The following is a 26999-nucleotide window of genomic DNA, read 5'->3' on the forward strand; positions in this document are numbered from 1 at the left end:
TTTGTTGTACTTTAGATAGAGGCTGACGAATGGCAAATATGAATGATGTTTCACGCTTAGCTGGTGTTTCACGGGGAACAGTTTCAAATTATATCAATGGTGCGCGGGTCCGCCCAGCAGCACAAGTGAAAATAGAAAAAGCAATCAAAGAATTGCATTATGTGCCTAACGCAGCTGCCCGAACATTAAAGACAAATCGGTCAAACTATGTAGTGCTTATTATTCCAATGGTCAATACGCCTTTTTTTGCAGAGTTAAGTTACCGGGTTCAGAGAACTTTGAAAAAATATGGTTATAAGATGATACTTTGTAATTCTAATAGTCACCCGCAAGAAGAAATCGAATATATCCAGATGGCTAAAATGCAAAAAGTCGCTGGGATTATTACAATGTCTTACGCTGATATAAAAGAATTGGTTCCACCAGGCTTACCGTTGGTTGCTCTTGAAAAAAAGGTCACAGACGCTTTTCCGTTAATTATTTCTGATAATTACCAAGGGGGTTGTTTAGCAGCTGCTAAGCTGCACGAGCTGGGGGCAAATAAATTACTATTTATTTCTAAAGCACCAGTGAAAGATGTCTCTCTCATCAGAGAACAGGGGTTTAACGATTACTGTGAGAAGAAAGAGATTCAACATGAGCGGTTTATAGCAGGAGATAACGATCATTTTGTAGATGATTTTCATAAGTTTATTACAGAAAACCTTAGAGAGAAGGACTTTAAGTATGACGGTGTTTTCTCAGATTCTGATGAATACGCGAGTGATTTTTGGTACCTACTGTTAGAACGAGGAATTGCTGTTCCTGAAGAAGTTCAGATTATCGGCTTCGATGCGGCAAGGGTCTACCCGAGACAGCAGATAGCACTCTCATCAATCAGACAGCCGGTAATCGAAATTGCTGAACAAGCGGTTAAGGGATTACGTGAGCAATTAGAAAACGATGCTGTTCATGATAAAAGTTATCAACCGTTGATATTACCGGTTACTTTTGTCCAAGGACGAACGACTAAGAAAGCTGAAAAGTAACTGCCATACTGATGGCTAAAGTATTGCGATAAATTATCAAGAGAGTGTGACATAAGTCGGGAAAATTTGAGTACTAACTCAAAATTACGAACATAGCGAGTACTTTGCTATGAGTAATTCGAAGTTAGACGGAGAATTTTGACTTATGGAACACGTTTATACGGAATAAAAGAGGAGCTGTGCCAAAACTTAACTTTTGGCACAGCTTCTTTGTTTTATAAAGAAAGTCTTAGCTGCCGGTTAATTAGTTTGAACAAGGAAAAAACTATTTTTATCGACTTTTAATTTAGCCTTTTTTCAACTTTGAAGTTTATATATAATTAGCTTAAGAATTGAGGAGGCCTTTATCTAAATGAAAGAATTAGAAAAATGTATAAAGAACGGACAAGTCTTGAATGTTTTCAGTCGTCAATTTGAAAAGAAAACATTATGGATTGACCATGGAATGATCGTTGCAACGGGTGATAATGCTGAATTAAGAGCAGCCGAGGAGATTAATGCCCATAATGCATATCTTGTTCCAGGAATGATCGATGCACATGTTCATATCGAAAGTTCAATGGTAGCTCCTAGTGAATTAGGTAAAGTCCTCTTGCAAAAAGGTGTCACGGCAATTGTAACTGACCCACATGAAATAGCTAATGTGTGCGGTGTTTCGGGAATAGAGTACATGTTGGAGGATGCTGCTCAGACACAGCTGGATGTATTTATCATGTTGCCATCATCAGTGCCATGTACGCCGTTTGAACATAATGGTGCAACCTTAAATGCAGCTGATCTGCGACCGCTCTACCAGCATAAAGAAGTGGTAGGATTGGCTGAGGTGATGGATTACCCTGCAGTAGCCGAACAGGACCCAGAGATCATGCGTAAGATAAAGGATGCCCAGGACTTGGGATACCATGCGGATGGCCATGGTTCAGGACTGAATTATCAACAACTTGATCTTTACCGTCGGGTTGGGATTGATACAGATCATGAATGCACTAGCCTGCAGGAAGTGCAAGATCGTTTGTCTGCTGGATTTCATATTTTTCTTAGAGAAGGATCAGTTGAACGTGACTTGCAGCATACGGTAGGAGCAGTAACAGAAGAAAATGCCCAACGTTTTGCCCTTTGTACAGATGATAAGTTAATAAGTGATATTATTACCGAGGGTTCCGTAGATTACTGTGTACGATTAGCGATTGAACAGGGAGTTCGGGTTGAGACAGCCTATACGATGGCAAGTTATAATGCGGCTTGTGCACATAAATTAGCGACACTTGGGGCTCTTAGCACCGGTTATCAGGCGGATCTCCTTGTACTAGATAATTTGCAAAAAGCTACTGTCAAGAAAACGATGAAGAAGGGGCAATGGGTGCAGGCTAATTCTAGTCAGCCATTACCTTTTAAGCAAAAGACAGTTCGGCACAACTTAAAGTTAGCGGATCTTGCGTTACCACTTACAAATACATATTGTAATATTATTGGAATCAAGCCCAATCATATTGTAACGGAACATTTGAAGAAAAAAGTTTCTTGTAGTAATGGTTTTTTTAAAGCTGATATCCAGCAAGACATCCTTAAGATGGTCGTGGTTGAACGCCATCATTTACGAGGAACCTTTGGTTTAGGTTTAGTTCATGGCTTTGGGCTCCGAAATGGTGCAGTTGCAACAACTGTTGCACATGATTCTCACAACATAGTTGCTGTGGGAACTGATGACGCGTCCATCTACACTGCAATTCAAAAAGTTACGGCTTGCGATGGTGGAATTGCAGTTGCTTCTAATGGGAAAATAACTGCATGCATGCCACTTCCATTAGCTGGGTTGATGTCTCAAAAATCGTATGTTGAAGCAGCAGATGACCTTAAACATATCATGATTGCTTATAAGGACATCAGTTCTTCACAGATAATTGATTTTAATCCATTTATTACCCTATCGTTTTTAACTTTACCGGTAATACCTTCTTTAAAATTAACAGATCAAGGATTATATGATTTTGAACAAGGTAAGTTTATCAGTGTTGAAGTGACTAAATAGATTTACTTCAAGTAGGGCTAAGTTTGAGTGGCAATTGATTCCTGTTTTCTGGGTCGTTTTCCCCTAGTTTATATTCTTGCTGCAGCAAAAATATTCTGTCTAAAGATAATTACGGGTATGATAGAAGTAGCAAGGACAAGCTGATCGATAAGCGAAATGAGGGGACTGTAATGAAAAAAGCATATATTATTGTAGGAATAATAGGTGTTATTTTTGTAGTGGGTGCAGGGATGTTAGTGTATAGCAAGACTAGCTTGAATCAACCTCAGCAAGGTAATGTGTCGGGACTAGCTAAAAAAACGACGTTGGGAAGTAAGCCTAAAGTGAGGGCTAGTAATTTAGAAGCACCATGGTCACTCATCTTCTATAAGAAAAGTGCCTTAGTAAGCCTAAGAGATAGTGGGGAGATTCGCGAGGTTTTAGCCAATAAAAAAACACGTGTCATTGGAACTGTCGCAGGGGTAGAACATGGTGGCGAAGCGGGCTTGCTAGGTATGGCTGTAAGTGACCGCAGTAAGCAGCCCTACCTGTACGTTTATTATTCAACTGATAAAGACAATCGGATTGTGCGATATAAGTTGCACGGCCGTAGCGGTCATCTAAGCTTGGGACAAAGGACACTTTTACTTAGTGGAATTCCACATGCAGCCAATCATAATGGTGGTCGACTTGCCTTTGGACCAGATGGAATGTTGTATGCTACAACTGGCGATGCGGGTAACCCTGCCAATGCACAGAAGCGAACTTCTTTGGGGGGAAAGATTCTCCGAATGACCGCGGCGGGCAAAGTCCCCAGTGATAATCCTTTTAAAGGTTCCTTAGTATACAGTTACGGGCACCGCAACCCACAAGGGCTTGCTTGGAGCAAAGACGGTACAATGTATGCAACAGAATTTGGACAAGATAGGTGGGATGAACTAAATAAGATTGAAGCTGGTCATAATTATGGCTGGCCAACTTATGAAGGGAAAACTAGGAAGAAAGGTTTCACTAATCCTGTACAACAGTGGAAAACGCTGGAGGCCAGTCCAAGCGGTATGGTCTTTGAGAAGGGTGTTTTATTTATTGCTAACTTACGTGGGACAAGTATTCGGGCGGTTGCTGTTTCTAATTTGGCTTCTTCAGTAAATTACTTTAGAGGCCGTTATGGTCGTATCCGCGATGTTACTGTTTCACCGAAGGGCGAATTATGGTTTATCACCAATAACACAGATGGTCGAGGAAGTCCGAAAAGTAATGATGATCGGGTGCTCTCGGTGCCGCTTATACAACAGAAATAAAAAAGCTCAGTATATTCAGTATGTTGAATATGCTGGGCTTTTTGAGAAATCAGTAATCTTTGGTGATTATTCATCAAATAAAATGAATTCTTTATATTTTCTGCTTAAGATAGAAAGAATAAAACTTAAACAGGTCATTGAGTAGATTGGTTCTTGCCCATTAATATTGGGTAATAAACCTGCCTCATAATAAAGAGAATAGTTTGCATGTTCTGTTAGATAATTTGTTCCGAATGAGGTTACTGAACACAAAGGGACATGGTTGATTTTTAAGACCTTTATAGCATCCCTAATATTAGGAGTATTTCCACTTAATGAAGTAACGATTACCAAATCTTTTGTTGTAAGCTTATTTGAAATGATTTTAAAGTTAGATTCACCTGAAATTAAAAAATTTGCTCTTCCTGAAATAAATAGATCATTTGCAAACTCTTTAGTAGCATTGTTTTGTGAAAAACCAGTTGCATATAAAACTAAGTTATCTGCTTTTTGCATTTTATCTAACAAAAATTGAAAGTTAGCCTGTTTAACATAGTTAAACGTTCGTTGGATGTCATGCTGTAATTCGGCAACTAAATCAGTAGGTTCAAAATTATTAATTGCGAGTGACTGTTTTAGAATGAATTTCAACTCTGAAAAGCCCTGGAATCCCATTTTTTTTGCTAAACGTAAAACTGAACTCTTGGAGGAGAGCGTCTTTTCACCCAATTCAGTAATTGAAGAATCGATGACTTCAGAAGCGTGACTTTGAATAAATTTAACCATTTCTTTCTCATTATCCGATAGTGAGTCATAACAGAGCCGCAATCGTTGATCAAAGTCCATCAAGTACGTCTCTCCTTCCTAATCTATTACCAATAGTGTAACATGGATAGTCAAATGCTAAAGCAGTCATAAATTTTGATAGTAAATTAACGCTTCATAAGGACGTAAAACTATTTTTGAAGGTAGTTTTTCAGGTGAATTGGAATAGTTGCTTAGTAAAAGGTAACTGTCCTTTTCAAATAATGTGGAAGGAATATTAAAATTAACGTTAAATTTTGAAAAGGAACAAATAACAATTATTTTTTCCTCGTTGTTGGTACGTGTGTAGCTGTAGACAGCTGAGTCACTTGAATCCAGTAATGTGTAACTACCATCGATCACTACGGGATACTTTTTACGAAGGGTTATCAGTTTTTGATAGTGATAATAAACTGAGTTTTTGTCTGCAAGTGCCTGAACGACATTTATTTCCTTGTTGTCTGGTGAAAAGTCCAACCACGGTTTTCCGCTCGTAAAACCGGCTTTAGCCGTTCCATTCCAAGGCATGGGGGTACGGGCGTTATCGCGTGATTTTAAGAAGACAACACGTTTGATATAATTTTCGCTCATACCAGCTTTACGTAATGTTTTAATCATATTTAGTGTTTCAATATCTTGATACTGGGTAAGTGATTTAAATGGAACATTACGCATACCTAGTTCTTCACCTTGGAAAATATAAGGTGTTCCTTTCATCATATGGAGCAGTGTTCCGAGCATTTTGGCTGATTCGATTCGATACTTTTGATCGTCTCCAAAACGAGTAACAGCACGCGGCTGATCATGATTACTCCAATATAATGAGTTCCACCCCTTATCTAGTTTAGTCTGCCACTCACTTAAAACTTGGCGGAGGTCACTCATTTTAAAGCGGACATCAGAGAATTTGCCAAAACGGCCGTAATCGAGATGCATATGATCAAAATGAAAAATCATATTTAATTCCTGACGTTTGGGCTCAGTATAAAGTAGTGCCTGGTCGCTATTTGTATTTGCGGTTTCACCAACGGTTAAACTAGGGTAATGGCTGAGGACCTGTTGATTCATTTCATGCAAAAATTCGTGCACACGCGGCCCATTTGAAGCACCGAAGTAATAGTTTTTAGTATACGGTAGGGTACCGGGAGCGTCAGGGTAGTGCTGCTTTTTACTGATTAGGCTAATAACATCCATACGAAAACCATCGATTCCAAGTTCTAACCAGTAACGCATCATTTTGTAAATTGTAGTACGAACTTCAGGATTCTCCCAATTTAAATCAGGTTGTTGTTTTGCAAAAAGATGTAAATAATATTGCTTTCTTTCAGGAACATATTCCCAAGCAGAGCCACCAAAAGTTGAACCCCAATTATTAGGGGGGTTACCATTTGATTTAGGATCTTTCCAGATATAAAAATCAGCATACTTGCCTGAACGACTCTGCCTGGAATCTTTGAACCATTGGTGTTGGTCGCTGGTGTGGTTAACAACAAGGTCCATAATTATTTTTATCCCTAACTGATGTGCTTTTTCTAGGAGTTCCTTAAGGTCATCTAGTGTGCCATAAATAGGATTAATCTGATAATAATCAGCGATGTCATAGCCATTGTCGATAAGTGGGGATGAATAGATTGGATTTAACCAGATAACATCGATCCCAAGATTAGCTAAATATGGCAGTTTAGAGATTATTCCCTTTAAATCACCAATCCCATCCTCATTACTATCTTTAAAGCTTTGGGGATACACTTGATAGACAACGCTCTTTTTCCACCAGCCATTATTCATTATTCGTCATCCCCATCTTGTATTTGGGCTGTCAAATAGTCGTTAACGTAAATCAATTGTGTCCGTGCGTCTGTTAGGGCATTTCTGATAGTGGTAGGTGATAAGTAGTTTTCTTTAGGTAGAGCCAGTAAAATAGTGAGAATTACAGGCAGGTTAATACCTGTAATCAAGTGAATATGGGGTTGAGTAAGATACTTCACAAATGCTTGATTTACTGAGCCACCTAAAAGATCTGTAAAGATAATTAATTCATCTTGTGTATCAAGATCATCTAGAAGCGCCTTAATCTGTACATCTACAGGTGTATTATCCATATAAGCATCTACTGTAATGATTTTAGCTACATTAGGAGCAATATAGTTAAAGGTGTCCTTTAAACCAGATGCCATCTGGTGATGAGTTGCAAAAATTATTTTACGCATATTTTACCTCCTTAGACTAAACGGTTAAAATTCCAAAGTACGATAGGACTAAAGCTAAAATAATAATTAAAAAGATAATTTTAATAATACTTAGCTTTTTAGAGGCAATTAGACGGTAGATAATAAAAGTCAAAAGTGCAGGTAAAAGTGCCGGCATTATCTGATCTAGAATTTCTTTTTGAATTGGTAGTTTAACCTTACCTGTTTGGAAGACTAGGCCCACCTTCATTTTAATTACTGAAGGAATTAATGCTCCAACAACAGTCAACCCCATAATTGAAGCAGCTTCGGTAAAGACTGAGAGTTTATCACCTAAAGCCGTTACTAGTTTTAGACCGGAGCTATAACCAATTGAAAAAAGTTTGAATCGGAAAAAGAGAAAGAGAATGTTGAGACACAACCAGATAATTGCACCAGTGGGGTTTCCTTGCAGGCCCATATAAGCAGAGATAGAACCCATGATCGTTGGGTATAGAACCCAAATTAATGTATCGCCAATCCCAGCTAATGGGCCCATCATCCCTGTTTTAAAGTTTTGGACGGTATCAAGGGATTTAATGCCATCTTTTTCTTCCATCGCTAAACTTGCACCTAACAATAGGTTAGCCATCCAAGTAGTAGTATTAAAATATTTGAAATGATTATTTAGAGAAGCCTTGTATTCCTCATCGTTAGGGTAGATTTTACGTAATGCTTTTTCCAAACCGTATACAACAGCAGGACCTTGTTGGTTTTCGTAATTAAAAATATTGCATGCCATGAACATATAACGAAAAGCGGCTTTGCGGATATCTTTCTTATTTAGAATCTTACTCATCGAAGTCATCTCCCTCATCTTCAGCAGCACCACCATTTGTTGCCGTCGTAGCAGCTGGAGTGTTCATTTTAGTGGTAAAGAAATAATAAGCGATTGCAAATCCAATAATTGAAATACCTAAAATAGGAATATTCAAGTAACCAGCCAGTACGAATCCAATCAATAGCATTGAAAGATATTTTTTAGCGGGCATGACCTGCAACAAGAGTGCGATCCCGACTACGGGTAGCATGCTTCCGGCGATTGAGAGACCATTGGTAAACCATTTTGGTAAAAAAGTTAGGATCGTTTTAACGATTTGTTCACCAAAGATAACGCATAAAGCTGTTGGAAGGGCAGTTGAAAGCCCAAAAATCAGAGGACCCACCCAGAAAATTCGGTTCATTTTTTTAAAGTTACCTAAATTACCCGCTTTTTGCGCAGCATGTGTAACATAAGTATTAAGTAATTTAGCGATTACATCTAGCTGAATGCCTAGCATACCAACCGGGACCCCGACTGCTAAAGCAACAGCCTTGGCATCCTCAATGTTATGGGTTGTTTTTATTGCAACGTAGATCCCGACCAGAGCGGCTAGTCCCCAATTAGGCACTGAAGAACCACCGATGTTTGCAACACCAAGAGCCATTAATTGGAATGTTCCGCCAATAACCATCGCTGTCTGCATATCGCCCATGATGACTCCCAAGAAAAGAGCAATCATGATGGGAAACCAGGTAGTGATGACAAGCCCCTGCTGGTCTAAGACCATCCAGAAGGATAATAGAATAACCAATGCACCTTGTATAATAGCCATGTTCTCATCTCCTATTTGATATAAGTCTCTAACGGTTCCTCAGAATCACTTGGAACGAAGTGAAAAGTCACGGGAACACCAAGTGCTTGGATTTTTTTAAGATCAGCAACTTCTTTGTCATCGACCGAAACCATTTTTTTGACAGTCTTTTTGCCTGCACCATTAAACATAATGCCAATGTTGACTTTAGGAACCTTCACGCCTCCTTCAATTAAGCGTACGATTGTTTCAGGTTCTTTCACGATTAGAAAAACATTGTGGTTATCGTATTTTCCGTTGTTGAAGTTCGTGATGGCCTTTGGGGTATCAATAATTGACATGCCTGTACCGGCAGGTTTGCTCATGCGCATAGCCGCTTTTTGATTTTCATCTTTGCTGACCAAGTCGTCGACCACCATTAAGCGTTTGGCTTTGGTATGCCCGGCCCACTGTGTAACAACGATTCCGTGAATTAAACGCTGATCAATACGTGCTAATACTAAACTCATAATAATCTCTCCTTAACTAGTTGATAGCAAAAGTATACGGTCACACTAAAACGTTTACAATAGTTAGCGAGGCTTTCGGGAAAGACTATGCCTCTTTAGGGAATTGCTTCATTTATACGGGAAGATTCCCTATGGTACATTATCAATAAGGATAAAATAAAAAAGAACTGAGTTTTTTACTCAATTCTTTAAAGGGTATTAGATAAATAACTATTAATTGTCAATGTGAGAAATCGGTGATTAGTGATGTTACCGTTGTAGCAGGGCCATAAATGCTTTCCCAATCGGTAGTAAAAGCATTAACGGCCTGAGAAAATCGCGGGGAGAGCGTAACGTTGTTTCAAGAATAGCAGGGCTGATCGTAGCTACTTGTGCACCAGCTGTAAAGGCTGTGTTGACTTGCTGAACATTGTGAAAGCTAGCTGCTAAAATCTGAGCGTGAGTGTGGTCACGCTGAATCTGTGCAGTTAAATGAGTGATGACTTCAGCCGCATTGATATTCATATTGACCATTCGATTGTAGTAGGGTGCAAGATAGTCAGCATCAGCTGCTAGGGCTAAATAGCCTTGAAATTCGCTATAGATAGCAGTGGCTGTAACATTGATATCTTCATGTTTAAGCAACTTAATTGCAGCAAGGCCAGCTGGATTAGTTGGGATTTTAATAAAAACATGCGGGTCAATTTGCTCCAAGATGGTATGAGCATCAGCCAATATGGCAGCCGTTGTTTGACCGACAACTTGAACATGCAGCGAGGCATGACTACCGATTAGTGCTCGGATCTGGCGCATATGTTTGAAGAAGTTTATTTTACCTTCTTTTTTTACAATACTTGGATTAGATGTAACGCCACTTAAAGCAATAATATCCTTGTATTTACGAATTTGATCAAGGTTGACCGTATCTAGTAGAAGTTCCATGGATCGATCCCCCTTATAAGTCTAAAAATGCGATCTACAAACTTGCTGTCTGACTATGAATCATTTGGCTTTACGCCATAAGAATATGCTTTTTGGAAAGTTGAAGTAAGTAAAAGAAAAAAATTGCTAAAAATAATTATGTAGTTAGAAGAGGTAGTGTAGATAAAATAGACCAACATAAATGGGATAAGTCACAAGAAAACCGTTGACTTATCCCGTTTGCTTAGTACAGTATTACATACATGAATAGCATCAAATATTTACGCTAACCTATAAGGCTATTTTCTAAACTAAAGTATATCGCGTTTAGAGGGCTTTGATTTCAAATCGTTAAAGTTATAGCGTGTTAATTCGTCTAAGCCGTTTTTACTTGCGTCAAAGTAGGCAGTCAGGCTTTGGGCGATCATTAAGTTCAGATTTTTTTTAGGGTCAAATTGAACGATTGCAATTGGAATATTAGCATGAAATGCAGTACCAACTTCAAACATAGTACCGGAATCAGGCTCATTATCACTTTCCTCAGCTTTATAATCTACAATAGCAACTAGAATATCGGCGCGATTTATTTGGCGGACATCAGATGCAAAGACATATTGCTGCCAAGCGCGACTGCCGAATTTCTCTTCTTCAAACTGATGTTCTTGGGGCAAGAAGATCCCGTCTGCGGCGATTGTTTTATTTGTAAGCAACGCATTTTTAACTTTTTGAATACGTTCTTTTTGGTGTTCGCTGAAAAAAGGTGATGCAAGATAGACTTTGTTCAATGATATAACCTCACTTTTTATAGTTGATAGAGATACTAGATACAGTAGCTATTTACATAGTATACACTATATTATGTAAAAGCAATGCTTTATTTTTCGACACAGACCGAGTATGATGGTGGGTGGTTACTAAATAATATGACTAATAAAGAGATGGAAAAAAGAAAGGGTGGATCGATCATTTTGATTACATTATCGGGTATTATCGGCTCAGGAAAATCGAGTTTGACTGCAATCTTAGCAAACGAGCTGGGAACAAAGGCCTTTTTCGAACCAGTTGAAGATAACCCTGTATTACCGTTGTTTTATAAGGGAAATGAAATTGCCGCAACTAAAAGAGCAGCAGGAGACAAGGAAGCAACTAATCCTTACGCATACTTACTGCAAACTTATTTTTTGAATCGTCGTTTTAAGATGATCAAGGAAGCAATGCAGGATGATAATAATATCCTAGATCGTTCAATCTATGAAGATGAACTATTTATGAAGATGAACACAGATATGGGTAACGCTACGCAAGTTGAATATCAAATTTATAAGAGTTTGCTGAATAACATGATGGAAGAGCTACCCTTTGCGGCTAAGAAAAAATCACCTGATCTAATGATTACGATTAAAGTCTCATATGAAACAATGATTAAACGGATTACGAAGCGGGGACGTAAATTCGAATTGATTCAGAATGATCCATCATTGGAAGAATATTACAAGCACCTCTTGGAATATTATAATCAATGGATGCAGCAATACAGTGTTTCACCGTTGTTAATTATAGATGGCGATAAATATGACTTTGTTGGCAGTACTAGTGATCGAATTACAGTTTTAGAAACAATTGAAAATCGTTTACTAGAGTTAAAGAAGTTAACCCCTAGTGAGATTACTAAGATGGGTACACGACATGAACAGGCTCTTTAAACTCTTCAGTTAACGAATATCTGCTAAGAAATATTATTTACAAGTATCTTTCTAACAACGTATACTTGAAGAAACGACTTCGAGGCGGGTGGAACAAGTGAGTTTATTCAATAGGAATAAGAATAAGGCAAGTGCAGGCAGTAAACGAAAAAAGCAAATAGGTAATCTACTCATGATAACAGCGGTTTATTTTGCTGTTTTTCAAATTGCAGCGACTGCAGCTGGAGTTGTAATGATGTTCAGTCAAAGTCGAGCTAATCGCTCACTAGCTGTTCTAGAGAAAAGTGGTATTCCGTATTTTGTTGCACTGGCGTGTGGAATGCTGGTTATTATTGCTGTTACATCACCACGGTTAAAAAGAAAAATTTTTGCAGAGACTAATGTTAGAATGACACCTGTTATTTTCGTCTGTCTCTTAGCTGTAATGATGAGCGGTCAAGTCATATCAAGTTTATACAGTTCAGCACTTGAGGCATTTGTTAATCTTTTTGGTTACAGTGTAACAGCGCAGATGGAGGCAGCAACCGCCCATAGTCAGACATTTTCAATGCTGGTTTACGCCAGTTTATTGGGGCCATTGAGTGAAGAGATCGTTTTTCGTGGCTTTTTACTGCGAGGTTTAGAACCATATGGGAAAAAATTTGCAATTATTATTTCAGCATATATGTTCGGTTTATATCATGCCAATTTAGTGCAAAGTCCTTTTGCCTTTTTGTTAGGGCTAGTACTTGGATACACGGCGCAAGCTTATGGTTTAAAGTGGTCTTTTGCACTGCACGTTTTTAACAACTTTATTTTAGGTGATTTTATGGTCTTTATGTTGCGGAATGTCCCAACACATCAAGCTGAAAGTATCAGTGGCTTAATTCTCTTAACCGGGGGACTGTTCGGTTGCATTTTATTATGGCGTAAGCGAGCTGTACTTAAAGGATGGCTGCGAAGATATCAGATAACAAAGCCTTATCTACGAGAAACACTGCTGGGAAAATATAATATTATTATAACGACACTTGTTTTCATTTTAGCCTGTTTAGGATTAGAAAAACTTTGAAGCGGTTTAGACCCCAATGTTATAATGTAACCAAACGGAAACGCTATTTAATAAGTTTTGTTTTAAATAGCAGTAGATGGATGCATTTACAAAAGATGGGGTGATGAGGATGGCTCATAAATATAAAAGAGTTTTGGCAGCAGTTGATGGTTCTAAGGGGGCCGAAACGGCGTTAAAGAAGGCTGTTGAGATAGTCAAGCGCAACCATACTAAATTAGATGTGTTACGAGTTTTAGATTTAAGTTCGCTAGAATATGGCGGTGCAGGAATTGCCTTAGATGGTGAACGAATATATAAAATTGAACAAGCTAACGAAAAATACATGCAAAAATTGAAAACAACTTTACTCGAAGAGGGGCTCGCAAAAGAGCAAGTTGAGGTTCACTTACGATTTGGGAATCCTAAGGTTGTTGTTGTCGATGACTTTCAGCCTGAATACCAGAACGATTTAATCGTTATTGGGTCAACCGGTAAGAATTTTATTGAGCGCTTAGTTGTTGGCTCAGTGGCCGCTTATATTACCCGAAACGCTAACTGTGATGTTTTAATGGCTCGACCAGATAAAGAAAATAAAAAGAATAACTAAAAAGAACCGTTATGAGCGAGACTATGCGTAAAAAATGCATAATTTACTGCTTGTAGCGGTTTTTTAGTTATTTTGTTTGGCTCAGTTTTCTCTCAACTAATTTAGAAAGCCAAGTTAGAACAGTAATCAGTAGTAAATAAATAATTGCGATGATCGTCCAGATTCTAAAGCCTTCAAGATTACGAGCAATAATGATTTTTCCGGTCTGTGTTAACTCAAGCAAACCAATGATTGAAAGAATTGAAGTATCTTTCAGTGTAATGATGAATTGATTAATAAATGAGGGGATCATCATTTTTAATCCTTGAGGTAAAATAATTTTACGCATAGCTTTACTGAATGAGAGACCTAGGCTTCTAGCGGCCTCCATTTGACCAGTCTCAACAGCTTCGATACCACCTTTAACGAAAGCAGCGGTATATGCCCCTTCGTTGAGAGATAAAGTAATGATACCAGCCATAAACGCTGAAATTTTTGTTCCAGTTAAACTAGGAAGGCCATTATAGATAAATAAGGCAAGGACCAGCAGTGGCAAGCCTCTGAAAAGATAGATAAGGGAAGCGGCAAGGCCTCGTAGAAAAGTGTTGGGAACAACACCTAAAAGTCCAAGAATAATTCCCAAAATAGTTGCGCAGACGATTGAAATTAATGTTAAAATGATAGTTTTACTTAAACCAGCAAGTAATGCATCCTTATTTTGACGTAATAAACCGCTAAAGGTATGATTAGCTTTTTGTGTAGCAGCATTAGCTGCTTGTCGCTTGTTGGTTGCAGCCGTCCCTAAATAGTTATGAATGATTTTGGTATATTCTCCATTTGCCTTAAGCTTTTTTAACCCGGAATTGAATTTAGCGAGTAATTCTTGATTTTTACCTTTCATAACAGCAAAGCCGTAATGACCGCCCTGTGCAGGTTTAGTAACAATTTTTAAGCTAAGCCCGGTCTTGATAGCATATTGCATAACGGGCTGGTCTTCAAAACAAGCAACCGAATTACCAGTAATGACATCGTTATACATATTATCTGAGTCATCAAAAATGACAGTTTTAAAGCCATATTTCGATTTTAGCGTTTCAGCATATGCGGCTGCAGCCGTCCCTGTTTTAAGCGCTACCCGCTTACCGCGTAACTGGGTAAGACGATGAACGGAACTATTTTTAGCGACCGCCATAACAAACCCAGTTTTATAGTAAGGATCTGAAAAATCAAATTTTTCTTGTCGTTCAGGCGTAATTGCCATCCCGGCGATCACACCATCAAGTTGGCCAGACTGCATTGCTTGAACAGCCGCATTGAAGCCCACAGGTTTAATATTAACTTTGAAGTTTTCAATTTTAGCAATAGCATTTAATAATTCAAGATCAATACCGATATATTTATTGTTCGAGTTGGCAAATTCAAATGGAGGATAGGTGACATCGGTTCCGATCTGGTAAGTTTTTTCTGCAGCATTAACGGATGAATTACTGTTGAGGCCTAAAAAAACTAGCAGACTAACAAAAAATAAAAAAACTGATAAGTATTTCTTATGCAAGAAAAAAACCTCACTCTCAATTTTGGGTAAGCTGGTAAAAGTAATTTTGACTCAGGATACCCTCTTTTCATAATAACATAAGCAATCCTTGTTTTAATATGCTGTTTAGATGTTATTCAGAGGAAAAACAAATAAGACTTTACTAAAGAAAAAGCGTATTTTTGTTGAAAGCGTTTTATTTATGTAGTAGGATTCTTGGTTAGGGAGGTTGAATAATAATGAAGATCTTAACACTGAATTGCCGTACTTCAACTGAATATAATACCAGAAAGCAATTGGAAGCAATTATTGACCTCATTATTAGTGAAAAAATAACGGCATTCTGCCTGCAGGATGTGGGGCAAGCAGCTACTGGAAGAATAGTCACACAGTCGAAGTTGCAGCAATTACATTTTATGGCAGCTGAAAAGGGCGAGGATACAGTCAGAATAAGCAACTTTGCATTTCTTCTCCAAAGAGAGTTACAAAAAATAAAGATTAGCTTTTCATGGACGTGGGTAGCAACACATGTGACTAGCAAAAATGTCACTGAAGGTTTGGCTATTTTTTCCAAAGTGCCGTTTACAGCTGTTAGAGCTAAACTTCTAACAGAAGAGATCACTTATAGAGAACAACAGTGCAGAAAAGGTCTAGCTGCGTATCTAGAAGATGGGCGAATACTTGCCAATGTGCATTTTAGCAGACAATATGAACAGTTCTTGCTGGAATGGAATAAGATGACGATGTGGCTCAAGACAATTAAAAAAAATAACCCGCTTTTTCTGATGGGTGCTTTTAACATTGATGCAGAGAGTAATATTGCAGGTTATAAAAAGATTTGCGAATCTTTTCAAGATACATATGCTACCGCCTTATCACGCGGGGATGGTTTAACAATTCGAGGTGCTGTTAATGGCTGGCAAGATAATCAGATTGGAAAACGAACTGATTACATTTTAGCATCGCCAGCACAGCCAATTATTTCTAGCCGTATTTATTTTGAAGGTGATTTAACGCCACGTATTTCAAGTCATGCAGGGGTCGTAATTGAAACTGATGATCTAACGTATACTAAAAGTACGGGTAAGGTAGCGCAATAATGAAAAAATTAGGACATACTGTTATTGACGGTATAACAAATAGGGGGATAAAACTAAAAGTAATCTTTTAGCCTTATCCCCTTTATTTTATAAGCTGAACGGCTGTTACATCGCTTTTTAGTGTATTAATGCAAAATATCCAATGACAATAATACCTAAAATGATTCGATACCAGCCAAATGCTTTGAAGTCATTCTTTTTAACATAGTTTAATAAGAAACGAATCGATATGTATGCAACGATAAATGAAACAATGACACCGACTGCAAGAACAACACCGGGTAACCCCGCTAAAGAGCCGCCGTGCTTAAAGTACTTGAATAACTTAAGTAAAGAAGCACCAAACATGGTTGGGATAGCTAGGAAAAATGAAAACTCAGTCGCTACGTAACGGGAGGTCCCAATAGTAATCCCACCTAAGATCGTCGAGCCTGACCGTGAAGTCCCTGGAACAAGTGAGAGAATTTGGAAGAGACCAATTGCAATTGCAGTCTTATAAGAGAGAGTATTCAGATCAGCATACTTAGGTTCAATATCATGGTTACGGTTTTCAATGATAATAAATAAAATACCATAAACAATAAGGGCCGTGGAAACGACAAACCAATTCATCAGGTGTTCATCCATCCAGTCATTTAAAGGCAGACCAATGATGGCAGAAGGAAGCACAGCCACGACAACCTTTTTCCATAAGGTCCACGTATTTTTCTTCTCAAGTGAGCTTTTTTGAGGAGACCATGGATTTAATTTGTGGAAGTAAATAACGACAACAGCCATAATAGCCCCCAGCTGGATAACGACGTTAAACATATCGACAAATTGCGATGATTGTTCTAACTTGATAAACTGATCAGCCAAGACTAAGTGACCAGTTGAACTGATAGGTAAGAATTCGGTAACCCCTTCAACTATCCCTAATATTATAGCTTTGATGATATCAAACATAAAGATTCTTCTCCTTTATACACTAAAAATTAATTTTACTGTATCATCATACTTCATTTGAACCTGATAAACAATTTTAGTTAGTTATTTAGGGCGGCTTATAAAGAAAATTTAAGTAATATTTGTTTTTCAAAAGAAACTGCAGTCAGGCTAGAAGAAGGAGGAATTCAGATGAATAATTGAATTAGTTCACAGTTACGCGCAAAAAAAGTACCAGCCCAAATAGCTAACTTCTTTGTGGTGCTTTAAAGTTTAGGCCAGTACTTTTTAGGAGTGTTTTACTTGATCCAAGGGATTATGAGTACTTATTGTGTAACTTTCAATGTAACAGATCCTAAGCCGTGATCAAATGAGACCTGCCATTTACCAGCTGTCAATTTGGGTGGTAAGACGAATGTTCCAGATGATACCATTTGTCCAGCAGTGAACTTTTTGTTTTGTGATTCAAGTTTTTGAACCAACCAATGAAGTGATTTGAGTGGGTTCCCTAATACTTCCGCAGAAACACCATCTTTGACTTTTTTACCATTATGGAACAATTCACATGTTACTTCTGCAAGCTCGTTAGTTGAGGAAAAAAGTTCGTTTGTATTGTGCTCTTGACCGTAAACGACCAATCCGCCAACGGCTGCATCTGACATGACCATATATTTAGAAAGTGTGGGAAACCAGTCTTTGAAACGAGAGTCTGGGACTTCCAGTCCGCCAGCAACAGTCGTTTTACTCATTAGTTCTTCCAGTGAATCAGATGCAAAAAGATCTTCTTTTGCGCGGAAGGCTAGTTCAACTTCGACTAAGGGTTCCATTAAAGTTTGCAGACTTACAGTAGCAGGTGACTTTAGAAAATGGCTGGCTACCTGCGCGCCATATAATGGCGAATCTGCAGCAAACATTTTTTGAGTTTCAGCGCTTGTTAATGATACTTTATAGCCGCCTACTTCTTCATCTTTTAGTCCAGTTAGATATTCTTGAACACGATAAGCCTGGGAATCATTGGTTACTTGCTCTTTCCAAGCAGACTCCATGAGTGGATCTCCGCTAGTATAAGATTTAAAAAGTGCTTCTGCAAATGCCTTTTCAGCTTTTGATAGTGTGTTAGTTTGTAATGTCATGATGAATCTACCTCCAATTATTTTGATGTATTTAGTTAAATTATAATTGAGATAGCCCTCATCAGTTAGTTCATTACCTCTACCTACAGTAGCGAGGACTATCTGCTATTTTTGGAAAATGATCTACTAAGTTTTTAATCTGAATGTCACTTTCATCGCTATTATTAATATTACTTTCAGCTTGCATATATCCTCACCACACTTTTAATTTTTTAAATTCAAAAAAACCTGACCCAGAAAATATCTCTATCTTCCAAATCAGGGGACGCCAAAAACGTGTTACCACCTCTGTTTGTATTCTCATCACTGAAAACACCTCATGCAAACTAGACGATTGCTAATTTGCTGGCCGAATAATGGCGGCAACCAGTACAAGCTACTAGCAAAACTTTCACTGTACAACTCCTAGGGGATATCCATCTATCTTCTACAGTCCGTTTTTCAGCAAGCAACGGCTCTCTTATCTGTTTCACATAAATTTATTTCCTATTCAGCGTCTTTCTCATCTGAATTTAATTATTATCTGTATATTAGCTATGATAGTTTATTTTGTCAAGTATTTATTAGTGTATTTATTTAATGAAATCAAAAATTATATTGGTTATTATTGTTACCAATAGTTAAAGTGTAGTAAGCTTACGGTGAAAAATAAATTTGAGGAGGCTTAATGATGAAAAAGTATGGGTTGATCATACTTACTATGGGTAGCTTGCTGCTTGGTGGCTGTACTTCACAATCTGAAAAAGCATCTACTAGTAATAGTGCTAAAATAGAAGTAAAAAAACAACAGTCTTCTAAAAAAGAAAGTTTTTTGCATTCTGACAGTACTGACTCAAAACAATTAGGTCGAATCAATACTTTTAATCAAAAGTTACGGCGAAGGTTGGGAAGTGAAGCTTTACTGCCAGCGGCTGATGGATTAACGAAACAAAGTAATAAATTAAATATTAGATACAACGGAACTGATACTGAACATAGTATCTTCTATAGTGTTGGTAAAAAGGCTAAGGGATTTAATGATAATTCTCTAGCACAGGAAACGCCATACGCTGAATTTAGTCAAAAAAATTATGCAACTACTGAAGCGGCTGCGCAACAGATAGATCATCGGACAGCAGCTGATTTTAACGGATTACCGCCAGTTGATCTAGGCCATAACATTCAAGGGTATCTGGATGCGGGAGCAGGTCAGCGGTATTTAAGTTGGAATGAAGGAAATTGGTCATTAGTTATCCATGCACCCGCTGCACAAGAACAGCAGCTTAAGAATCTGGCAAAGCAAACGGTTAATTTACTTGAGAAATACGCACTACCTGTTCCACGGCTTTATGGGCAGGTCTACTTTGAGGTTGAAAATCAAGCTGGGCAAAGAGATCAAGTTATAACATGGCAAGATGAAAAGACGGTTTACAAATTAAGCGCTCATAATTTTACCACAGCTATTAAAATGGTTGCGAGCATGAAAGAAAAATAAGAGGAATATTTAACGTAGATAATAGAAAATGTAAAACGGGTTTTAAAGTTAAATGTTAGTAACTATTAAAAAGTATTTCACAAAATATATTTGCATTTATAGGCATTTGGATTATAATAGTTATGGGTTTAGAATTATTCTAAACAATTTAAGAGGAGGTTGTTTTAATGAATTTTATTAATCAAAAGTTGACTGATTTTAAAGTCAATGCATATCAACAAGGAGAAACAAAGGAAGTTGCAACAGCAGATGTGTTAGGAAAATGGTCAGTTTTCTTCTTCTACCCAGCAGATTTCTCATTTGTTTGTCCTACAGAATTAGGTGATTTGCAAGATCATTATGAAGAATTCAAAAAGGCTAATGCAGAAGTTTATTCTGTTTCAGAAGATAGTGAATTTGTGCATAAAGCTTGGGCTGAAGCAACCGATACAATAGGAAAAATTCAATATCCAATGTTAGCTGATCCTGCTGGAAAATTAGCACGTTTCTTTGATGTTTTAGACGAAGCAGCAGGTCAAGCCTTCCGTGGTGTCTTCATTATTGATCCAGAAGGTCAGATTAAGTCTTACACAATAAACGATATGGGCATTGGACGTAATGCTGAAGAGATACTTAGAACACTTGAAGCAGCGCAGTTTGTTGCGGAACATGGCGACAAAGTTTGCCCAGCTAACTGGCACCCAGGTGAAGATACGATTACACCAAGTCTTGATTTAGTTGGAAAAATATAGTAAAGCGAGACGATAAAAATGGCGGAAAAACATATTTACGATACCATTATCATTGGGGCTGGACCAGCAGGCTTATCCGCAGGAATTTATGCCGGCAGAGCAACTTTAGATACACTGATTATTGAAAATGATCAGGTCGGTGGACAGGTGACAACAACATCTGTTGTTTGGAATTATCCTGCTGTTGAAAAGATTGATGGTACAGCATTAATGAATAAGATGCAAAAACAAGCGGTCTATTTTGGAGCTGAAATAATCCGAGATAATGTCGAGGCATATGATTTTACTGATGATGTTAAAATTGTCCATGGAGATAAGCAAGATTATTATGGTCGCAGTATTATCTTAGCAACGGGAGCTAAGCCACGAAAACTGGGTTTTCAAGGTGAAGCAGAGTTTAAGGGTCGTGGTGTAGCTTACTGTTCAACATGTGACGGTGAATTATTCAGCGGAATGCAGGTTTTTGTTATCGGTGGAGGGTACGCTGCCGCCGAGGAAGCAGACTATTTAACTCGTTATGCTCGCCACGTAACGGTTGTTGTGCGGGAACCTGAATTTACATGTGCACCGTTAACTGCGGCACGTGCTTTAAATAACCCTAAAGTTGATGTCAAATTTAATACTGAGTTAGTTGCAGTCATAGGTGATAATTACTTGACAAGTGCTCGGTTTGTTAATAATAAGACAAAAGAAGAAACTAGTTATCATGTGCCGGCAGGAGAACAAACTTTTGGTGTCTTTGTCTATGTTGGAACACAACCAGCTACTAAGGGATTACCAAAAACACTTGAATGTGATGAGCATGGCTATATCAAGGTCGATGATTGCCAAGCATCTAATTTAGACGGTGTTTTTGCGGCGGGGGATATTGTCGCTAAACCGTTACGGCAAATTGTGACGGCAGCCGCAGATGGTGCTAATGCAGCTACAGCTGCAGAGCACTATGTTACTGCTCAGAAGCAACGGCTTAATATACCGATTCATCCCGCAGCAGCTAAACCAGTCCAAGCTGAAAAAACGTTGGGACAAACAACTGATTTGGAAACTAAGGCTGAAAAACGACCAACCCATCAAGGACAATGGTTTAATGCTGAATTACAGGGACAACTGCAAGGGGTTTTAAATAAGCTGACCTCTGATGTCACACTACTTCATCTAGATGATGGTAGTGCTAAAAGCCAGGAGTTAGGTGCGTTTGCGACTGAGTTTACAGACTTAAACCAGCATTTGTACTATGAATTTAAGCACGCGGTTGGACAGCAGCGGCGTTTGCCGGCACTTAGTCTCTTGGATGCTGAGCAAAATGAATTAGGAATATTCTTCAGTGGAGTTCCGACAGGACATGAGTTAAATTCATTGGTATTGGCACTGTATAATATTGCAGGACCAGGACAGGCGTTGGAGCCAGCGCTAGTTGAGCGTATCAAAGCCTTGCCGAGGACTAAAATTGAAGTTGGCATTGCACTAACATGTCATTTCTGTCCAGATGTTGTGGCAGCTTGTCAGCATATGGCTGTGCTTAATCCGAATGTCTCTGCTGAAATGATCGACTTACAGATGTTTCCAGAACTAAGAACTGAAAAACATATAATGAGTGTGCCAGCAACCATCATTAATGATGGCGAAGTTATCTTTGGCAGTCAGACACTAGAACAACTAGTAGACGCGTGTGAAAAAGTAACGATGGCTTAATCAAACTGTTAAAATGAATCAAAGAGAATTATTTAAATAAAAAACGAGTTCGGGACAAAAGATCCGAACTCGTTTTTGTGTCTTCTATTTTCAAACATCTAGTGTTGAACGTGGGCACCAAAAGGTAGCTGGCTACACTTAACTCCGTAAACTAGACCAACCTCGGGATTCTCTACGATGTTAGTGCTCACCAACTAAACATTCTGTGGGCATGCTTGTCTTTTTAGACTAAAGAATAGTTTTGCCAGCTAGTCTTGGGAAGTGTATGATAAAATATATTTATAGTAAAAGAAGTGATTTATAGATGAAAAAAGAGCGGCGAATAATAAATTCCGTACTAATTATTTTCGGTATAATTCTTTTTTTGAGTGGTCTATGGTGGTATCGGCAGGCAAGGTTTTTACAGAGATTAGATGTGCAAAAGAATGAGGTTCCGACTTTGTTTATCCCAGGTTATAGGGGTAACCGTCTCTCTTTTGGAGGAATGATTTTCAGATTGGATCATTATGGCTTAGGTACCAAAGCAATGGTAGTTCGTGTGAGCACAAAAGGGAAAGTAAAGTTTGAACAACGAAGGTCTCTTAAAACTAAAAATCCATTAATTCAAGTTCTATTCGCAAATAATCGAGATGAGCGGCTTGAAGCAGTCCAACTAGGAAAAGTTTTGACAATGTTAAAACAAAAGTATCAAGTAAAACAGGTTAATTTAGTAGGACATTCAAGCGGGGGTAATATTGCCTTTAACTATTTGACAAATACAAGTGCTAAGAAATCACAAGCACCGCAAGTCATGAAATTTGTCAATATCGCAACTACTTTTCCAGGAAAAGAGAAAGACGGAAAAAAGTTGGATCCGCAACTAAGTATTTTAAATATCGCTGGAAATATTTGGAATTTTAGAACAGATGGCGGTATCCCATTAGATAGAGATATGGCTTTAAAGAAAATCGTTAAACCTTATATAAAAAGTTACCAAGCTAAAATAATTAGTGGAAGTCCTTTGACAACATATCATAGCATGCTACATGAGAACGGAGAAGTCGACCGTGCTGTAGCAGTGTTTTTGTTTAAGAATGGTGATCAAGTGCCGAGGTAATGGGAATTGATAGCGGTGGCTAATTTAAATTTGAAATTAGCTACCTAAGATTGTTATGATATATCTATCTGTATTTTGACTAGTAAGATTTTTAACAACTTGAAAGAGGTGCATGTATAAATGCTATTAGGAAGTGTTGAAGCAGGCGGAACTAAATTTGTTTGTGCGGTAGGAAATGAAGACTACCGTATTAAAAATAGTACTAAGTTTCCAACGACGACTCCCGAAGAAACTTTGGGCAAAACGATTGCGTATTTTAAGAAATTTAAGATTGATGCATTATCTATTGCGTCTTTTGGACCGATTGATGTGCAGTATACGAGTAAAAAATATGGTTTTATAACGAATACCCCTAAACCGGGTTGGAAAAATGTTGATTTTGTAGGTTTACTGAAAAAAGAACTTAAGATCCCTATTTTTTTTACAACTGACGTTAATGGTTCGGCTTTTGGTGAATATACAGTAGCCCAACTTTTTAACGAAAAGATTAAGTCCCTGGTTTATTTAACAATTGGGACCGGTGTCGGAGGCGGTGCAGTTATTGATGGGGAAATTCTTGGAACAAAGGGACATCCGGAGATGGGACATGTTTATTTGAAGAGGCATCCTGCTGATACAGATTTTGCAGGAATCTGTCCATTCCACCAAGACTGTCTTGAAGGACTAGCTGCCGGGCCAACACTTAAAGCACGTACAGGAATTGCCGGTGAAAAAATTGCCCAGGATGATGGCATTTGGGATATCCTATCGTATTATATCGCACAGGCGGCTATCCAACAGACTTTAATTTTACGACCGGATAATATCGTTTTTGGTGGTGGCGTTATCAGTGAACGATTGCTTAAGAAAGTAAGACGTGATTTTGAAAAGCTCAACAATGGTTACTTGGAGATCGATGACTTAGAGAGTTATATTCGTATGCCAAGAGTTGAGAATAATGGTTCCGCTACATTAGGAAACTTTGCTTTAGCGTTTAATGAATTGCAAAAGTAATAGAAGATCTATTAGTTTGGCTAGTTACTTAGAGTATTTTTCGGTTTGAAGTTTTGTTCGAGCATCATCTCAGAACAACTAAGAGTTATTTGTATTGTTTAATGAATTAATTACTACCTATGGTACAATGATGAGTTCGGGGACTAAACGGTCATAGATTTGCGTAAATATTTATTATGCGGAGATGAGATTAATGACGCTAGATCAGCTTTTTTATGTTATTGAACTGTCGCAGCAGCGAACATTGGCGGAGACTGCCGATATGCTGCATATTAGTCAGTCTGGATTAAGCAAGGCAATATCTCAGTTGGAAGATGAACTGGGAGTAAAGATATTTGAACGTAACCGCTATGGAACAGGATTAACCACAGAAGGTAAGGAACTGCTTCCCTTTATCCAGAAAGTTATTGATAATACGTTGAAGTTTAAAGACTATGCAACTGATTTAGGAGCCAAATCCAAAAAAGAAGTTTTTCATGTTGTGTTTGCGAACACAATATTAAAACCATTTCTGCAGGAATATTTAGAAATGCAGGCAAGTGGAAAAGATTTTAGGATGGATTTAAGCCAAGATTCATCTGCCAAAGTTGTCGAGCGAGTTGCTCATCATGAAGTTGATCTTGGCTTTGCAGCGGTGAATGATTATAACCACCAATACATTAAAAAACTTAAATTTGAACCCGTTCATAAAGGCTATTTACGACTTTTTACTTCCAAGCAGAACAAGATATCAACTGTTAAACATGTTGATATTACGCAGATTAAACGGCAACGTTTTGTATTATTTGATGATCCGTATAATGATGCGGTTTTTCGGCGTTTGCAGTTTTTGTGTGGACCTCTGGATGTTATTTTGAGAACATCTGATCCGTGGACGATTGTTTCATCGATTAAGAAACTTGATGCTGTTACTTTAGCTCGTGATTGGCAAGCCGTTTTTTCGGTTTATTCACCACTAGTTGAACTTCCACAGCTCAGTATAGGGCATCTTGTGAATGATCAATTTGAACTCGGCTGGGTATATGATGACGAAATGATGTTGCCACCGGTGCTTAAGAAGCTGATGCGAAAAGTATCGAGCAGGTTAAAGAAAACTTAGTTTTGAATGTAACTTAAAATAAAAATCAAAAAAGATGGTACGAAAATCAAATTATTTTCGCGCCATCTTCTTTTTGATTATGGTTCAATAGTTTTCAACAAAGTTAGTGTCGCTGATACTGGATAACTGATTCGTCACCAGGCATAGGAACATCAGTAACATATCCATGCTTGGGAATATTGCCTTGCCACCCCTCACCTTGGATGATTACATCGAACAAACCAGAAGGCCATTGCAAGTGGTTCAGACGTTCCGGTGAAATTTTAGAAACGATATCATCTTCTTTATTTTCAATTAACTTTTTGGTGAATTCAGGTTCCATCAATGCTTCACGAGCAATTGCGGCTAGATCGGCTACTTGAATCGCTTCATTGGCATCCTTCACAGTTAGGATATTTCCACAAGCAATCAGTTTTATGTTTGGATCAATTACTTTTGCATATAATTCTGTGAAGTTTTCTGCCTTATCACTTGGGGTAGCTTTCCAACCATCAATAGCGTTGCCCATTGCTGAAATGTGGATATAGTCCAGGTCTGTTTTGTTAAGGCGTTTGATTAATTCAGAGTTTTCTTTCCAACCGAATCCAAAGTTAGGTCCGTGGATCTCTTGTTGGCTTATACGGATCCCAATGATGAAGTTTTTGTTACCAAATTCTTTAACCACTTTAGAAACTTCATTAACAATATCAAGAATAAAATTCATCCGTTTAACAGGAGAGCCGCCATACCAATCTGTCCGTTGGTTGGAATATGCGGAGAAAAATTGTTGGAGCAAGTAATGGTTGGCCCCATGGATTTCAACTCCATCAAATCCGGCTTTGATAGCTCTAATAGTAGCTGCTCCAAATTCTTTGATAACGCGTAAGATTTCTTCAGTTGTGATTTCACGAACCGGATAATCGATGAAAGAGTAATCTCTTTTTGAGGGAACGATTGGAATTCCTCCACGATCATAATAGATAGCAGCTTGGCGACCACCATGATGCAACTGAAGGATAGCCTTTGCTCCATGATCTTTTATGGTATTAGCAAGCTTAGTTAACCCAGGGATGTACTTATCAGTAGAAGCACCGATTTCTCCCTTGAACGCAATACCAGCTTCATCTACATATGTTGCTTCAGTGATGATCATGCCACCTACTTCTGAACGGGCTTTATAATAGTTAAGTTGTTCTTGAGTGACATCACCGTTGTCAGTTCCTGACCATGTTAGGAGCCATAACGACTCTATTGTTCAATACTGCACCATGTTTGAATACTATTTTATCAAGTAATTTATTCATTATAATCTACCCTCCATGACTTTATGTGAATATATTAACATTTAATGAATACGCTTTACATAATGAAAAAGTTTTGTTAAGCTTAACTTTTGTTCAAGTTAATTTGAATTAAAAGAGTAGGTGGTTTTTAGTTGAGTGTGTTTGTCTATGAGCTTGAGGTTTTAAATTAAATCAATAATAATGGAGCTGTGCCAAAAGTTAAGTTTTGACACAGCTCCCTCTTTTATTCCGTACAAACGTGTTCCATAAGTCAAAATTCTCCGTCTAACTTCGAATTACTCATAGCAAAG

Annotated in this window: 24 protein-coding genes, 1 pseudogene and 1 other annotated feature; of the genes and pseudogenes, 13 read left to right on the forward strand and 12 right to left on the reverse strand. The window is 38.1% G+C overall.

Features of this window, described 5'->3' with window-relative positions:
* The first annotated feature begins 38 nt into the window (after nucleotides 1–38).
* The 3 genes from FC81_RS03420 (at nucleotide 39) to FC81_RS03430 (ending at nucleotide 4337) form a co-directional block, all read left to right on the forward strand.
* A complete protein-coding gene (locus FC81_RS03420) occupies nucleotides 39–1028 on the forward strand; it encodes a LacI family DNA-binding transcriptional regulator (protein WP_057743102.1) in 990 nt (329 codons plus the stop codon).
* Between the two features lie 352 nt (nucleotides 1029–1380).
* Nucleotides 1381–3057: an adenine deaminase gene (ade, locus tag FC81_RS03425; protein WP_057743011.1), complete on the forward strand. Its 1677-nt coding sequence runs from the start codon at nucleotides 1381–1383 to the stop codon at nucleotides 3055–3057.
* Nucleotides 3058–3227: 170 nt separating this feature from the next.
* Nucleotides 3228–4337 carry a PQQ-dependent sugar dehydrogenase gene (locus FC81_RS03430; RefSeq protein WP_083478737.1) on the forward strand — a complete coding sequence of 370 codons (1110 nt, stop codon included), beginning with the start codon at nucleotides 3228–3230 and terminating at the stop codon, nucleotides 4335–4337.
* A 66-nt stretch (nucleotides 4338–4403) separates the two neighbouring features.
* Here the strand turns inward: FC81_RS03430 and FC81_RS03435 are convergent, their stop codons facing one another.
* The 8 genes and pseudogenes from FC81_RS03435 to FC81_RS03470 all read right to left on the reverse strand — a co-directional run bounded on the left by FC81_RS03435 (nucleotide 4404) and on the right by FC81_RS03470 (nucleotide 11116).
* Nucleotides 4404–5162 carry a MurR/RpiR family transcriptional regulator gene (locus FC81_RS03435; protein WP_057743013.1) on the reverse strand — a complete coding sequence of 253 codons (759 nt, stop codon included), beginning with the start codon at nucleotides 5160–5162 and terminating at the stop codon, nucleotides 4404–4406.
* A gap of 66 nt (nucleotides 5163–5228) precedes the next feature.
* Nucleotides 5229–6908, reverse strand: a complete 1680-nt coding sequence (locus tag FC81_RS03440; protein WP_057743014.1) for a glycoside hydrolase family 13 protein — start codon at nucleotides 6906–6908, stop codon at nucleotides 5229–5231.
* Nucleotides 6908–7330, reverse strand: coding sequence for a PTS sugar transporter subunit IIA (locus FC81_RS03445; protein ID WP_057743016.1), 423 nt, complete (start codon nucleotides 7328–7330; stop codon nucleotides 6908–6910). Before FC81_RS03445 ends, FC81_RS03440 begins: the two co-directional genes overlap by 1 nt.
* Before the next feature lie 16 nt (nucleotides 7331–7346).
* Complete coding sequence (locus FC81_RS03450; RefSeq protein WP_057743018.1) at nucleotides 7347–8156, reverse strand: PTS system mannose/fructose/sorbose family transporter subunit IID; 810 nt, start codon at nucleotides 8154–8156, stop codon at nucleotides 7347–7349.
* Nucleotides 8140–8943, reverse strand: a complete 804-nt coding sequence (locus FC81_RS03455) for a PTS mannose/fructose/sorbose/N-acetylgalactosamine transporter subunit IIC (protein ID WP_057743019.1) — start codon at nucleotides 8941–8943, stop codon at nucleotides 8140–8142. Before FC81_RS03455 ends, FC81_RS03450 begins: the two co-directional genes overlap by 17 nt.
* A gap of 11 nt (nucleotides 8944–8954) precedes the next feature.
* A complete protein-coding gene (locus FC81_RS03460; protein ID WP_057743021.1) occupies nucleotides 8955–9431 on the reverse strand; it encodes a PTS sugar transporter subunit IIB in 477 nt (158 codons plus the stop codon).
* 220 nt (nucleotides 9432–9651) lie between these two features.
* Nucleotides 9652–10352, reverse strand: a pseudogene (locus FC81_RS03465) (fructose-6-phosphate aldolase).
* 290 nt (nucleotides 10353–10642) lie between these two features.
* Nucleotides 10643–11116 carry a nucleoside 2-deoxyribosyltransferase gene (locus tag FC81_RS03470; protein WP_057743023.1) on the reverse strand — a complete coding sequence of 158 codons (474 nt, stop codon included), beginning with the start codon at nucleotides 11114–11116 and terminating at the stop codon, nucleotides 10643–10645.
* Between the two features lie 183 nt (nucleotides 11117–11299).
* Between FC81_RS03470 and FC81_RS03475 the strand changes: the two genes are divergently transcribed.
* From FC81_RS03475 to FC81_RS03485, 3 genes are all read left to right on the forward strand, one after another.
* The gene (locus tag FC81_RS03475; protein ID WP_057743106.1) at nucleotides 11300–12034 is read left to right on the forward strand and encodes a deoxynucleoside kinase; all 735 of its coding nucleotides are present in this window, start codon (nucleotides 11300–11302) and stop codon (nucleotides 12032–12034) included.
* A gap of 97 nt (nucleotides 12035–12131) precedes the next feature.
* Complete coding sequence (locus FC81_RS03480; RefSeq protein WP_057743025.1) at nucleotides 12132–13085, forward strand: CPBP family intramembrane glutamic endopeptidase; 954 nt, start codon at nucleotides 12132–12134, stop codon at nucleotides 13083–13085.
* A 109-nt stretch (nucleotides 13086–13194) separates the two neighbouring features.
* Nucleotides 13195–13671, forward strand: coding sequence for a universal stress protein (locus FC81_RS03485; RefSeq protein WP_057743027.1), 477 nt, complete (start codon nucleotides 13195–13197; stop codon nucleotides 13669–13671).
* A 67-nt stretch (nucleotides 13672–13738) separates the two neighbouring features.
* Here the strand turns inward: FC81_RS03485 and FC81_RS03490 are convergent, their stop codons facing one another.
* Nucleotides 13739–15205: an amino acid ABC transporter substrate-binding protein/permease gene (locus FC81_RS03490; protein ID WP_083478738.1), complete on the reverse strand. Its 1467-nt coding sequence runs from the start codon at nucleotides 15203–15205 to the stop codon at nucleotides 13739–13741.
* 218 nt (nucleotides 15206–15423) lie between these two features.
* On the opposite strand from FC81_RS03490, the gene FC81_RS03495 reads away from it, so the two are divergent.
* On the forward strand, nucleotides 15424–16284 hold the full coding sequence (locus FC81_RS03495; RefSeq protein ID WP_057743028.1) for an endonuclease/exonuclease/phosphatase family protein: 861 nt from the start codon (nucleotides 15424–15426) through the stop codon (nucleotides 16282–16284).
* A 117-nt stretch (nucleotides 16285–16401) separates the two neighbouring features.
* Here FC81_RS03495 and FC81_RS03500 read toward each other — a convergent pair whose 3' ends face one another.
* On the reverse strand, nucleotides 16402–17229 hold the full coding sequence (locus FC81_RS03500; protein WP_057743030.1) for an undecaprenyl-diphosphate phosphatase: 828 nt from the start codon (nucleotides 17227–17229) through the stop codon (nucleotides 16402–16404).
* A gap of 305 nt (nucleotides 17230–17534) precedes the next feature.
* Entirely contained in the window at nucleotides 17535–18341 is an 807-nt protein-coding gene (locus tag FC81_RS03505) for a 2-keto-4-pentenoate hydratase (protein WP_057743032.1), read from the reverse strand.
* 258 nt (nucleotides 18342–18599) lie between these two features.
* Nucleotides 18600–18844 (reverse strand) — a binding site (T-box leader).
* Nucleotides 18845–19008: 164 nt separating this feature from the next.
* On the opposite strand from FC81_RS03505, the gene FC81_RS03510 reads away from it, so the two are divergent.
* The 6 genes from FC81_RS03510 to FC81_RS03535 all read left to right on the forward strand — a co-directional run bounded on the left by FC81_RS03510 (nucleotide 19009) and on the right by FC81_RS03535 (nucleotide 25426).
* A complete protein-coding gene (locus tag FC81_RS03510; protein WP_235804627.1) occupies nucleotides 19009–19815 on the forward strand; it encodes a hypothetical protein in 807 nt (268 codons plus the stop codon).
* A gap of 167 nt (nucleotides 19816–19982) precedes the next feature.
* The gene (gene ahpC / locus FC81_RS03515; protein WP_057743035.1) at nucleotides 19983–20546 is read left to right on the forward strand and encodes an alkyl hydroperoxide reductase subunit C; all 564 of its coding nucleotides are present in this window, start codon (nucleotides 19983–19985) and stop codon (nucleotides 20544–20546) included.
* Between the two features lie 18 nt (nucleotides 20547–20564).
* The gene (locus tag FC81_RS03520) at nucleotides 20565–22238 is read left to right on the forward strand and encodes an FAD-dependent oxidoreductase (protein ID WP_057743037.1); all 1674 of its coding nucleotides are present in this window, start codon (nucleotides 20565–20567) and stop codon (nucleotides 22236–22238) included.
* Nucleotides 22239–22542: 304 nt separating this feature from the next.
* The gene (locus FC81_RS03525; protein WP_057743038.1) at nucleotides 22543–23334 is read left to right on the forward strand and encodes an alpha/beta hydrolase; all 792 of its coding nucleotides are present in this window, start codon (nucleotides 22543–22545) and stop codon (nucleotides 23332–23334) included.
* A gap of 120 nt (nucleotides 23335–23454) precedes the next feature.
* A complete protein-coding gene (gene scrK, locus FC81_RS03530) occupies nucleotides 23455–24327 on the forward strand; it encodes a fructokinase ScrK (RefSeq protein WP_057743040.1) in 873 nt (290 codons plus the stop codon).
* Nucleotides 24328–24520: 193 nt separating this feature from the next.
* Entirely contained in the window at nucleotides 24521–25426 is a 906-nt protein-coding gene (locus FC81_RS03535) for a LysR family transcriptional regulator (RefSeq protein WP_057743042.1), read from the forward strand.
* Nucleotides 25427–25529: 103 nt separating this feature from the next.
* On the opposite strand, the gene FC81_RS03540 is transcribed toward FC81_RS03535, so the two are convergent.
* The gene (locus FC81_RS03540) at nucleotides 25530–26657 is read right to left on the reverse strand and encodes an oxidoreductase (RefSeq protein WP_083478740.1); all 1128 of its coding nucleotides are present in this window, start codon (nucleotides 26655–26657) and stop codon (nucleotides 25530–25532) included.
* Nucleotides 26658–26999 lie beyond the last annotated feature (342 nt).

It is taken from the genome of Liquorilactobacillus capillatus DSM 19910, assembly GCF_001434915.1.
Classification (GTDB): domain Bacteria; phylum Bacillota; class Bacilli; order Lactobacillales; family Lactobacillaceae; genus Liquorilactobacillus; species Liquorilactobacillus capillatus.